This is a genomic window from Paraburkholderia sp. IW21 (assembly GCF_041321145.1).
Taxonomy (GTDB): Bacteria; Pseudomonadota; Gammaproteobacteria; order Burkholderiales; family Burkholderiaceae; genus Paraburkholderia.
This window is the reverse complement of record NZ_JBGGWA010000005.1, coordinates 469,468-481,394: the sequence shown is the minus strand read 5'-3', so window position 1 is coordinate 481,394 and position 11,927 is coordinate 469,468. Positions and strand designations below refer to the sequence as shown.

At 61.6% G+C, this 11,927-nt stretch carries 11 protein-coding genes; 7 read left to right on the top strand and 4 right to left on the bottom strand.

Features of this window, described 5'->3' with window-relative positions; genetic code table 11:
• Window positions 1-17: 17 nt before the first annotated feature.
• Window positions 18-665 (bottom strand): response regulator, encoded by a 648-nt coding sequence (locus ACAX43_RS15400; protein ID WP_370709257.1) that lies wholly within the window; start codon window positions 663-665, stop codon window positions 18-20.
• A gap of 2 nt (window positions 666-667) precedes the next feature.
• Window positions 668-2,077, bottom strand: a complete 1,410-nt coding sequence (locus ACAX43_RS15395) for a cache domain-containing protein (protein WP_370709256.1) — start codon at window positions 2,075-2,077, stop codon at window positions 668-670.
• A 201-nt stretch (window positions 2,078-2,278) separates the two neighbouring features.
• On the opposite strand from ACAX43_RS15395, the gene ACAX43_RS15390 reads away from it, so the two are divergent.
• The 5 genes from ACAX43_RS15390 (at window position 2,279) to ACAX43_RS15370 (ending at window position 7,610) form a co-directional block, all read left to right on the top strand.
• The gene (locus tag ACAX43_RS15390) at window positions 2,279-2,476 is read left to right on the top strand and encodes a DUF3311 domain-containing protein (RefSeq protein WP_093634922.1); all 198 of its coding nucleotides are present in this window, start codon (window positions 2,279-2,281) and stop codon (window positions 2,474-2,476) included.
• On the top strand, window positions 2,473-3,954 hold the full coding sequence (gene mctP, locus ACAX43_RS15385) for a monocarboxylate uptake permease MctP (protein ID WP_370709255.1): 1,482 nt from the start codon (window positions 2,473-2,475) through the stop codon (window positions 3,952-3,954). The genes ACAX43_RS15390 and mctP overlap by 4 nt, the downstream gene beginning before the upstream one ends.
• Before the next feature lie 258 nt (window positions 3,955-4,212).
• Window positions 4,213-6,321, top strand: a complete 2,109-nt coding sequence (locus ACAX43_RS15380; RefSeq protein WP_370709338.1) for a D-(-)-3-hydroxybutyrate oligomer hydrolase — start codon at window positions 4,213-4,215, stop codon at window positions 6,319-6,321.
• 236 nt (window positions 6,322-6,557) lie between these two features.
• Window positions 6,558-6,776, top strand: coding sequence for a hypothetical protein (locus ACAX43_RS15375; protein WP_370709254.1), 219 nt, complete (start codon window positions 6,558-6,560; stop codon window positions 6,774-6,776).
• A gap of 24 nt (window positions 6,777-6,800) precedes the next feature.
• On the top strand, window positions 6,801-7,610 hold the full coding sequence (locus ACAX43_RS15370) for an exodeoxyribonuclease III (RefSeq protein WP_370709253.1): 810 nt from the start codon (window positions 6,801-6,803) through the stop codon (window positions 7,608-7,610).
• Window positions 7,611-7,748: 138 nt separating this feature from the next.
• Here the strand turns inward: ACAX43_RS15370 and ACAX43_RS15365 are convergent, their stop codons facing one another.
• The gene (locus ACAX43_RS15365; protein ID WP_370709252.1) at window positions 7,749-8,024 is read right to left on the bottom strand and encodes a CsbD family protein; all 276 of its coding nucleotides are present in this window, start codon (window positions 8,022-8,024) and stop codon (window positions 7,749-7,751) included.
• A gap of 280 nt (window positions 8,025-8,304) precedes the next feature.
• On the opposite strand from ACAX43_RS15365, the gene ACAX43_RS15360 reads away from it, so the two are divergent.
• Together ACAX43_RS15360 and ACAX43_RS15355 are read left to right on the top strand one after the other, a co-directional pair.
• The gene (locus tag ACAX43_RS15360; protein ID WP_370709251.1) at window positions 8,305-9,318 is read left to right on the top strand and encodes a hypothetical protein; all 1,014 of its coding nucleotides are present in this window, start codon (window positions 8,305-8,307) and stop codon (window positions 9,316-9,318) included.
• 156 nt (window positions 9,319-9,474) lie between these two features.
• A complete protein-coding gene (locus ACAX43_RS15355; protein WP_370709250.1) occupies window positions 9,475-10,887 on the top strand; it encodes a DUF2252 domain-containing protein in 1,413 nt (470 codons plus the stop codon).
• Window positions 10,888-10,961: 74 nt separating this feature from the next.
• On the opposite strand, the gene ACAX43_RS15350 is transcribed toward ACAX43_RS15355, so the two are convergent.
• On the bottom strand, window positions 10,962-11,819 hold the full coding sequence (locus tag ACAX43_RS15350; protein WP_370709249.1) for a polysaccharide deacetylase family protein: 858 nt from the start codon (window positions 11,817-11,819) through the stop codon (window positions 10,962-10,964).
• Between the last annotated feature and the right edge of the window lie 108 nt (window positions 11,820-11,927).

Genomic DNA, 11,927 nt, shown 5'->3' with positions numbered 1-11,927 from the left:
GACGGTGTTTCAGGACCTCACCGGCCCTTGCGTCGGTTCTCGACCGCGAACTTGATCAACTCGGCCTGACCTTCGATATCGAGCTTGCGTTTCAGATTCAGCCTATGCGTTTCCACCGTGCGCACCGACAGGTCATTGCGTTGAGCGATCTGCTTGCTCGAAAGACCTTCCGCCAGCGCATCGAGAATATCGCGCTCGCGCGGCGTGAGCCGTTCGATGGGCGATTGCATTGCCGACGCCTGAATCAACCGCGCGCCCAGCCCCGCGCTGAAAAACGTCTTGCCGTCGAGCACCGCGCCGATCGCCTGAATGATCTCGGTGGCGGGCGAATCCTTGAGCACATAGCCGCTGGCGCCCGCACGTACCGCCTGGGTCACGTACTCGAGGTTATCGTGCATGGACAGCATCAGTACGCGGATCGCCGGGAAGCGTTCATGAAACATGCCGGCCAACGCGATGCCGTTCATCCCGTTCATGCCGACGTCCATCAACACCAGATGAGGGTTCTGGCTGGCGGCAAGCGCGAGTGCTTCCTGCGCATTGCCCGCTTCGCCGACGATTTCGATGTTGCGCACGGCTTCGAGCCGGGCGCGCAAACCGTCGCGCACGAGCGGATGATCGTCGATGAGAAGCAGACGTGCGATGGCGAGTGAGTGATCATTCATAGTCAGATTTCCTGCAAGGCCTGCAAGTGAGGCGCGTGCGTTCCCAGCGGCACGCTTGCGCTCACCTGGGTGTGGCCTGGTTGCGAACCGAGCGACAGCGTGCCGCCCAGCGCTTCCAGCCGCTCGCGCATATTGCGCAGACCCACGCCCGAGCGCCGGCCAACGAATGCATGAGTCACGTCGAATCCGCGCCCGTTGTCCGAGATCCTCAACGTAACGGCGTCGTTCGATACTTCCAGTGCGAGTGCCGCGCTCGATGCTTGCGCGTGACGCACGATGTTCGTGAGCGCTTCCTGGGCGATACGAAATAGGACCGTATTGACCGCTTCCGGCAAAACCGCGGCGTTCGTGTGCGCGATTTGGGTGAAGCCGATCTCGATACCCGACTCGTCGCTCAGTTCGCGCGTGAGTTGCTCCAGGGCGGCCGCCACACCGAGGTCATCGAGCATTGACGGACGCAGCGCATGAGAAATGCGGCGCACCTCGCGCAACGTATCGCCAAGGCGCGTGAGGCTGGTGGATAGGGCGGCTTCTGCCGCGGGCACACGCACTTCGCTGCGCTCGAAGCGCGCCAACGCGGATTCGAGCAGGAGTTTCACGGAGACCATCATCTGGCTGATACCGTCGTGCAGTTCACGCGAGAGACGCGCCCGTTCGTTTTCTTGCGAGTCGACCACCTGCTGCGCGAGCCGCTTCAATTTTGCATCGGCACTGCGGTATTCGGTCACGTTGAGCACCAGTGCACACAGTGCGATCACGGCGAGTCCGGCCACGGCGATGCCATCGATCCACTGCATCGTGCGATCGATGTTGGCCGCCGCGCCTTGATCGATGTGCGCAAGCGTTGCGTCGATATCGTCGAGATAGATACCGGTGCCGATCATCCAGCCCCAGCGGGGGAGCGGCACCACGTAGCCGAGTTTCGATGCGAGCTTGCCCGTCGACGGACGATGCCACACGTAGCGCACATATCCGCCGCCGCGCGAGGCCGCGGCGAGCAGTTGCTGGATCGTCGGCGTGCCTTGCGGATCGCGCAGCGCCCACAGATCACGTCCGACCAGATCGGGCTCGCGTGGATGCATCAACGATCGGCCGTGCATGTCGTAGACGAAGAAGTAGCCATCCTCGCCGAAATCCATTTTCTCCAACGTGGCGAGCGCGCGGGTGCGCAGCATCGCTTCGTCGCGCGCGTTGTCGCCGCCGGCGTCGTAGAGCGGTGCGATCGCCGTGGTGGCGAGCTCGACGTAATGCTTGAGTTCGAGTTCCTTGCTGGCCATGTACGCGGCCTGGGTGGTCGCGTGCTGCGTTTCGGCAAGCGCGGTGGCTTCCCGGCGCACACCGGTTTCAATGCTGGCGATGGCCGCCAGAAAAGGCACGATCGCCAGCAGGACAATCTTTGCTTTGAGTTTCATCGTTGAAAAGACGGCCGGTGGGCTACGTGGTATTACGTAGCCGGCTTACGTAGTTGCGCGCTTGTGGGGAGGCTCACGAAAGCGAATACTACATCCCCACGGCACACCGCGTCTGTCGGCGTGTGTCGTTGCAAAGCGCGAGCCGGCGTGCCGGCCACAAGTCATGGCACGCGGTTTCAATAATAGACTTAGGAGAAGTTTGTGGAGACCTCCCAATCCGCCGGCCGTTCGTGGCTATGGCTCATCTTGCTGATCCCGTATATCGCGTTGTTGTGGTTGCCGTTCTATAACGACACACGCCCTTCGTTCGCCGGCTTTCCGTTCTTCTACTGGTATCAGTTCTTGTGGGTGCCGTTGACCTCGCTACTGATTTACGTCGTGTATCGAGGTGTCAAATGAGCGATGTCCATGCTGTGAACCCGGTCGCGATGACCGTCTTTATCGCATTCTTTGTTCTCGTCACCGTGATCGGGTTTTTTGCCGCTCGCTGGAAGCGGGGCGACCTGACGCAATTGAGCGAATGGGGCCTCGGCGGCCGCCAGTTCGGCACGGTGATCTCGTGGTTTCTCGTCGGCGGTGACTTCTATACCGCCTATACCGTGATCGCGGTGCCCGCACTGGTGTATTCGGTGGGCGCATATGGTTTCTTTGCGCTGCCGTACACGATCATCGTTTACCCCTTTGTGTTCGCGGTGATGCCGAAACTGTGGAAGATCGCCCACGCGAAGAACCACATCACGGCAGCGGACTACGTGCAGGGGGAATACGGGGGCAAGTGGTTCCCTGCCGCGGTGGCGATCACCGGAATCGTGGCCACCATGCCGTACATTGCGCTGCAACTGGTGGGTATGCAGGTGGTGATCAAGGGGCTTGGCGTGACGGGTGAAATGCCGTTGATCGTCGCCTTCGTGATTCTTGCACTGTATACCTATGCAAGCGGCCTGCGGGCACCGGCGATGATCGCGTTCGTAAAGGACATCATGATCTATATCGTCGTCATCGCGGCGATCTGGCTGATTCCGGCGAAGCTTGGCGGCTACGCGCACGTGTTCGATGCGGCCGATACGTATTTCAAGGCCAAGGGTGGCGCGACCGGAATCATTCTGAAGCCGACGCAGTTCACGGCCTATGCATCGCTTGCGCTGGGCTCGGCGCTGGCGGCGTTCATGTATCCGCATACGATGACGGCGGTGTTGTCGTCCTCGTCGGCGAGCACGGTGCGCAAGAATGCGATTTTCCTGCCGGCTTACACGCTGTTGCTCGGCCTGATTGCCTTGCTCGGCTATATGGCGATTGCAGCAGGCGTGCACGTGAAGTCGGCGTCCGACATGGTGCCGGCGCTGTTCAACACGCTGTTCCCGTCATGGTTCGTCGGTTTTGCAGCCGCGGCGATTGCGATTAGCGCGTTGGTGCCTGCCGCCATCATGTCGATTGGCGCGGCCAATCTGTTCACACGGAATTTGTGGCGTCCTCTCGTCTCGCCGAATATCACGCCTGAAGGCGAGGCCAGGACCGCGAAGATCGTTTCACTGGTCGTGAAGTTCGGCGCGCTGTTGTTTATTGTGTTCTTGCCGACGCAGTATGCGATTGATTTGCAGTTGCTGGGCGGCGTTTGGATTTTGCAGATTTTCCCGGCTATTGTGTTCTCTTTGTATACGCGGCGGTTGAACACGCCAGGGTTGTTTCTTGGTTGGCTTGTCGGGATTGTGATCGGCACGGGTATGGCAGTTTCTCAAGGCCTCAAGCCGGTGTTCGCCTTGCATCTTGGTGATGCGGTTTATCCGGTTTATATCGGCTTGATCGCGTTGGCCGCAAACGTTGTGGTTAGTTTTGCCGTGTCGGTTTTGTCGCCGCGGAGGGTTGTGGCTGCTATTTGATTTTTTTCTGACCGGCGCTTTGGGGTGGTGCGCCCCGAGGCGTCGGGTCTTGCTTCTCCTTTTGCGTACGCGGTGCGCGAACAAAAAACCTCTTTCAAAACGGCAACCGCCTCCTAAACTTGCATCAAGCTTCCATCCACCCCCAGGGTAAAACCGATCTCCTGACAGGTGACACCAGGAAGCGCGATTCATCGAGAACCCCACCCCAAGTGGGTCCACGAACAAAAAACAGTGGAGACAGCAAAGATGACATCACCGATGAGAACAGGGGCAGCGCCGAGATCCACCGCACTAACGCGCGCAACAGTCATGGCAACGGCAATCGCCCTAACCGCCTGCCACGGCGGCAACGACGACACTAACAATCCAGCCCAAGCCAACATTCTCCCGAACTTCATTACCAGCTCGGTAAAAACTCAATCGTATGACGGCAATACCGACGACCTCCTCACCGCCGGTCTCGGTAAATCCGGCCTCGCCTTAGCCACGCCGCCGGCAATCGCCAATGCGGCACAACCGACCGCCGCCGAACTCAGGCGTCTCGCCATCTGGTCGAACTATCGCGCACTCGTCGACATGACGGCGAATGGCGGCTATGGACGTTTCTGGGGCCCCAATGTGGACCTGAACGGCAACGACACGCTCGGCGAGGGCAAAATCGCGGGCAAGGAATACCTCGCGTTCGCGGACGACGGCAGCGGCACACTGAATGTGAGCATGCTGGTGCAAATCCCGACAAGCTTCAATCCGGATCAGCCGTGCATCGTCACGGCCACGTCTTCAGGCTCGCGCGGCGTGTACGGCGCGATTTCGGCAGCCGGGGAATGGGGCCTCAAGCGCGGTTGTGCGGTGGCCTACACCGACAAGGGCAGCGGCAATGGCGCGCATGAACTGTCTACCAACCGCGTCACGCTGATCGATGGCACCTTGCAGGACGCCACCGCTGCTGGCAAGGCCAGTGTCTTCACGGCGAACCTCGGCAGCAGCGATCTCGCGTCGTTCAACGCTAATTTCCCGAACCGCTACGCGTTCAAACACGCGCACTCGCAGCGGAACCCGGAAAAGGACTGGGGCAAAAACACGCTGCAGGCCATCCAGTTCGCCTACTGGGCGCTCAACGATTCGTACGGCACGCTGAACGGCTCGGCGCGCAGCGTGCGCTATGCAAACGGCAGCATCACCACAATCGCGGCGTCGGTGAGCAACGGCGGCGGTGCGTCGCTCGCGGCGGCCGAACAGGATACGTCCGGGTTGATCACCGCGGTCGTCGTCGGCGAGCCGCAAATCAATTTGCGGCTGCCCGCGCAAGTGTCGGTGACGCAGGGCGGCGTGCCCGTCGGTGCGTTCGGCAAACCGCTCGCCGACTATACGACGCTCGCGAACACGTTACAGCCGTGCGCCGCGCTTGCGCCTGCCGCAGCCGGTGCGCCGTATCTGAGTGCTTTGCCGCTCGCGACGACCACGGCAATTCGCACCGCGCGATGCGCGTCGCTGGCGGCCAACAGCGTTATCGCCGGCGCGGATGTGACGACCCAGGCGACCAACGCGCTCGCGCTGCTGCATCAAAACGGCTACCAGGCCGACTCCGACTTGCTGCAGGCGCCGATGTGGGACTCGCAAGCGGTACCGGCCGTCGCCGTGACCTACGCGAACGCTTACGCGATGGCGAGTGTTACCGACAACCTCTGCAACTTCAGCTTCGGCACCACCAGCGCGACTGGTGTGGCCGGCGTTACGCCGGCGGTGTCGCCGATGCTCACGGTGTTCGGCAACGGTAACGGGGTGCCGCCTACCAATGGCATTAACCTGGTCTACAACGCGGGCTCGGCCGGCGCGGCGGATCATCGGCTTGCGAGTGCCGACGGCAGCTATGCCGGCGCCGCCTGTCTGCGTGCGCTGTGGACCAACGGCAGGCTGACCAGCAGCGTCGAGGCAATCCGTGTGAACGCGAATTTGCACGGCAAACCCGCCATCATCGTGCAAGGGCGTGCGGATGCGCTGGTGCCGATCAACCACGCCTCACGCCCGTATCTGGCAATGAATGAGTTGGCCGAAGGGGGCGCCAGCAAGCTGTCGTTTTACGAAGTGACGAACGGTCAGCATTTCGACGCGTTCCTTGGCGTGGCCGGCTTCGATACGCGCTTCGTGCCGGTGCACTACTACAACATTCAGGCGCTCAACCTGATGTGGAGTCATCTGAAGAACGGCACGCCGCTGCCGCCGTCTCAGGTGATTCACACGACGCCACGCGGTGGCACCCCCGGTGCCGCGCCGGCGTTGACCACGGCCAATCTGCCGGCGATTGCGGTTAGCCCGGGCGTCAATGCGATTACGGTCGCCAATGGTGCGGTGAGCGTACCGAACTGAGTCAGGCCGGCCCGCGGCGGAGACGATGCGGGCCGAGTACCTGATATGGGCATGCCGTCGCCACGGCAAAAAAAATCGCTGTGCAGCGTAACAGGTAACCTTCTTCTGCTTGATCCCTGACAGTGCGCGACCGCATACGCCGATGCTTGAAAAAAAAAGCGATTGCAAACAAAAGAGCGGAACATGGACAGCGGTTCCGGTCAAAACCCCAGAACCCACTTCAAAGGGAAGCCAAAGTGCAATTCGACTACAAACACTTCCACCTCGATTGCCGAGCACGCCACGCGGAAGACGGCGTCTACTACGCCCGGGCCAAAATCACCCGCGTGCCCCGAAAGAACGAGCATGTCCAGTCGCACGATTCGGGCGACATCGACACCTTTTCCAACGAAGCGGACGCCATTTCATGCGCGAAGTCGTGGGCCATCGAATGGTGCGACGCGGCGGCAAAATAGGTTGCTTTCGAGGGAGCACATGGGATGGCCAAGCTTCGAATCGCGACTTTCAACATCAACGGTATCCGTTCGCGCCTGCCGGCATTGCTGCAATGGCTCGAGCGCGAAGCGCCGGATATCGTGTGTTTGCAGGAACTGAAAGCCGTGGACAGCGCTTTCCCCGCCGACGCATTGCGCGAGGCGGGCTACAGCGCCATCTGGCAAGGTCAGAGCGCATGGAACGGCGTGGCGATTCTCTCGAAGGGAGAGGCGCCCCTCGAGAGCCGCCGCGGCCTGCCCGGTTTTGAAAACGACACGCATAGCCGCTATCTGGAAGCGGCCGTGGGGGGCGTACTGGTGGCGTGTTTGTACCTGCCGAACGGCAATCCCCAACCGGGCCCCAAGTTCGACTACAAACTTGCATGGTTCGACCATCTGATCGCGCACGCCGCGAAGCTATTCGAGAGCGGCCATCCGGTGGTGCTGGCGGGCGACTTCAACGTCGTCCCCACCGACGAAGACATCTACAACCCGCGTTCATGGCTGAAAGACGCCTTACTGCAACCCGAAACCCGCGAACGTTACCAACGGCTGCTTACGCAAGGTTGGACCGACGCGTTGCGAACGCACTTTGGCGACGAGCGCGTCTACACCTTCTGGGACTATTTCCGCCGGCACTGGGACACAAACTCGGGCTTACGTATCGACCACATACTGCTGAGCGCCGACCTGGCGCCGCGTTTGCGCGATGCGGGCGTAGACCGCTGGGTGCGCGGCGAACCGCACGCGAGCGATCACGCGCCGACGTGGGTGGCGTTGGATCTGAGCGCAGGACGTCGCAAGAAAAGCGGCTGATAGCCGGTACATCTCGGGCGCGTCGAAAAGCGAATGTCGGGAAGAGCGCACCAACAAGAATGCATCTGAAGAGCCAAGCAAAAACAGAATCGGGCGATCGCCATTGGCGGATCGCCCGATGATCAGACACGTCGAAGATTACCGGCGATAGCCGCGATCCGAAGCACCGTGTGACCAGAGCGCCCCTGCGACGAAGCCAGCGAGAGCGACGACCGCGATCGTGGCAAAAGGGCTTTCGACGGTGGTATCGCGAACCAGGCTGGTGGTACTCGCGCAGAGCTGCTGGGCTTTGCCGCTGAGTTCTTTGGCCTTCCCGGCCAGTTGAGTGCTTGTATCACCGAGCACGTCGCCGACGGCGCCTTGAACTTTCCCTGCGATTTCCTTGACTGCGCCTTCTGCTGAGTTGGTGTTCATACATTTGCTCCCATTGTCATATTTACGTGTGAGCGCATTGCCATGCAACCTCGCCACACTCGGGACTACGCAGGCCGCCTCGCCGCGCGGCTGCGTCCACCAGACGACGCGCAAGAAGCGCGCCCGAGATCCGGAATAGCACGAGGCAACATTTTTACCGGGCGGTCTGCTAGCATGACAAACAATTTGTAACCACAGCCGGTTTCCAGCGCCCAAGCCATGATCCGGCTTCTCGTCGAATCACGAATACCGGCAGCGACCCATCGGAGACGCAAACAGCATGCGGAATCTGAATTCTGCGGCGAGCCTTAGGCTGGCATCCAAGGCGGCTTCCTGCATTGCCGGTCTCTGCCTCCTGTTGACCTCCAACGTTGGCCACGCTCAGGAGTTTTCGCTATTCGGCGGCGGCTCGCGCGCCGGCAGCACGAATACCTACACGTGGGCGTTCAACTATCAGGAAGGGCTCGGGCAATACTTTGCCGCGAGCTTTACGTGGCTCAATGAAGGACACATTCCCGATCATCATCGCGACGGCCAGATGATCCAGCTATGGGGCCGCATTCCCGTGGGGAGTCCTCAGTTCGTCTTGCAGGCGGGCGTCGGCCCATATCGTTACTTCGACACCACCACGGCCGTGCAAGGCGGAAGTTATTCCGACACGCACGGCTGGGGTGTCGTGTATAGCGTGCGCGCCGCGTACTACGCATCGAGCCGGTGGATCACTCAACTGCAGTTGAATCGCGTGCACGTGCAGCGCGGGCCGGATGCGACGAGCGTGATGTTCGGCGTGGGCTATCAGCTCGATGCCCCGAGCACGCCCGGTCCGCGAGACTGGGCGAGCGGCAGCACGCACAAGGTCACCAACAACGAAGTCGCGGTGTACCTCGGCGAAACCATCATCAATTCGACCAGCTCGCCCACCGCGCTGGGTGGCGCGATCGAGTACCGGCGCGGCCTTGCGAAATACCTCGACCTGACGGTAGGCTATCTTCACGAGGGCAGCAGCAAGGCGTCGCGCCGCGACGGTATTACCAGCCAGTTGTGGGCGACCCGCGCGTTCGCCAACGACAAGGTGACGTTGGCGCTCGGCGTCGGCACCTACTATGCGATCAACGAGAACGAGAACAGCCTGACACCGGGGCCGGGCGCGGGGAAGTTTTCCGGCCTTGTCACGATTGCGGGCTCTTATCGCTTCACCGATCACTGGGATGCCCGGATCGAATGGAATCGCGTCGTGACACGCTATGATCGCGATTCGGATGTGATCTTCGGTGGCGTGGGCTACCGTTGGTGATGGCATCCGCAGTTGTGTAGTTCGATGTATGCGCGGGCATTGCAGTTCGATACTGAATGCCCGCGGATCGTTTCACAAAACGCCCCGTTTTACGTGCCAGCAGAAGCAGTCTTCTACAACCGATAGTAAAGTTTCATACAAAAACCGGAGAAGAGCATGAAAGCCAGCACTATCGCCGAGCGGGAGGCCCGTGGCCGTGCCGCCCGTGAACACTCGAAACGATCGAGCCATCGTACGGTAGGGGAATTGAACCGCAACCCCATCGAGTTGCTCAAGCAAAGCAGCGAGGGACGCGTGACGAACCTGGTGCCGCTACGCTATGGGCGCATGGCCGTGTCGCCTTTCACCTTTTTTCGCGGCACCGCGATCATTCAAGCCCACGATCTAAGCAAGGTCCCCGACACCGGCCTCACCATGCCGATTTGCGGCGACGGCCATCTGATGAATTTCGGCGGATTCGCGACGCCGGAGCGTCAGCTCGTATTCGATCTGAATGACTTCGACGAAGTCGCGATCGGCCCTTTCGAATGGGACCTGAAACGGCTGACCGCGAGTCTCGTGGTCGCCGCGCGTCATATGCGTTTGAGCCGCGGCGCGGCCGAGCACCTGGTGATGACCGCCGCCACCGAATATCGCGACCGCATGGCGCAATACGCGCAATGCGGGGCGCTGGAACTTTGGTACGACCGTATCACCTTCGACCGGATGGCGGAAACCGCGCTGACTCCCGAGCGTCGCCGCACCGTGCGGCGCGGCATGGAGAAGGCCGCGAGCCGTACGCACGAAAACCTGCTGGAGAAAATGGCCGAGCGCGACGGCGATCACTGGAAAATCCGTGATGCGCCGCCGGCCTTGTTCCACGTGCTGGGCGCGAACACGCTGTTCACGCCGGAAGAGACCGAAGCGTTCAGAGATGCCAACTGGCGCAAGATGCTGGAACGCATGTGGGGCGAGTATCTGAAAACGATGTCGCACGATCGGCGTGAGTTGCTGAGTCATTTCACCGTGCAGGACATCGTGTTCAAGGTGGTGGGCGTCGGCAGCGTGGGCACGCGCTGTATGGTGGTGCTGAGCGTCGATCACATGGACAAGCCGCTGTTCCTGCAAATCAAGGAAGCGCGGCCGTCGGTGATTGCGCAGCACTACAAGTCGCCGTCCATCAAGCACGAAGGCGAACGCGTCGTGCAAGGGCAACGTATGCTGCAGGCCGCGAGCGACATCTTCCTCGGCTGGGCGACCGGGCCGTTAGGACGTCATTTCTATTTTCGCCAACTGCGCGATATGAAACTGTCGGCGAACATCGAGTTGTTCGACACCGACCTGCTGGAAGGTTATGCGCGACTCTGTGGCTGGATCATGGCGCGCGCCCATGCCAAAGCGAGTGGCCAGGCAATCGAGGTCAGCGCATATATCGGCCGTGGCGACCAGTTCGCGGAAGCGCTGACCAGTTATGCCACCCGCTACGCGGACCAGGTGGAACGCGACTATGACGTGTTCCTGAAGGCGTGCCGCAGCGGTGAGCTCGAAGCGCGTACGGACGAGGACATGGCAGCGGATTTCCGCGTGTAGCAGCAGTGTGCGCGCGGCTTGCTGAATAGAGCGCCGCGAGCCGCGCGAAGGCGTGCTGAGTTCAGTCCTCGGGTCTAGTCCTCGATACGCGCATCACGTAGCGTAACGAAGCGCAAGTGTTGCCGCCGTGCCGCGTCGATCACGCGCGGCAGGACCGCGAGGATCAGCGGTTTGCCTTCAACGGTGAGCGCGGCGTTGCCGTCGTGCAGCAGCAGAATGTCGCGCGGAGCAAGGCCATCGAGCAGCCGGCGCGCGACCACTTGCGGATCGCGCTCGCGCGTGTCGTAGCCGCGCCGTGTCCACGCCGCGAGCCGCAAATCGAGTTTGCGCAGCACCGGCTCGAGAAAGAGATTGCGCAGCCCCGCCGGCGCGCGGAAGAACATCGGCCGCGCGCCGCTCAATGCCTCGAAGGTGCGCTGTGCAGTGTCGATCTCACGCGTGAGCGCGCGCGGAAACGTCACCGAAAACGTGTGCATGTGCACCTGCGAATGGTTTTCCAGCGCATGGCCGCGCGCGACGATCTCGCGTGTGAGTTCCGGATAGCGCTGCGCTTGCGCGCCGATGCAGAAGAAGGTGGCGCGCACGTCGAAGGCGTCGAGCAGGTCGAGTACTTGCGGTGTGACGACCGGGTCGGGACCGTCGTCGATGGTCAGTGCGATCGCGTCGGCGTTGCGCGCGCCGGTGGGCAGGCGCGTCCAGTTCGGGCCCAGCAGCGAGGTGCGCGGCAACAGGCCGGCCACCGTAAAAATGGCGTGATTCACGAAGAGCGCGGCCAGCCACCACGGCCACGCGGCAGGCGCCAGCAGCCATCCGGTCAGCACGAATACATGCCATGCGGCGGTGGCGGTCAGCATCGCGGGATAGGGGGTGCGCGGCCATCGGCGCTGCGGCGTGGACTGGGCGCCGTGCGGCGGCTTGAAGGGTTCGTTCATAAAGCGTGCTTCCTGTCTTCCTTCCTCCGTCCTGGGAAGGTCTTGAACAGCGCGCGTGGCGCGCAACAGCAAACGATACCATTGATGCGTCGCTCAAGAGCTTTGCTG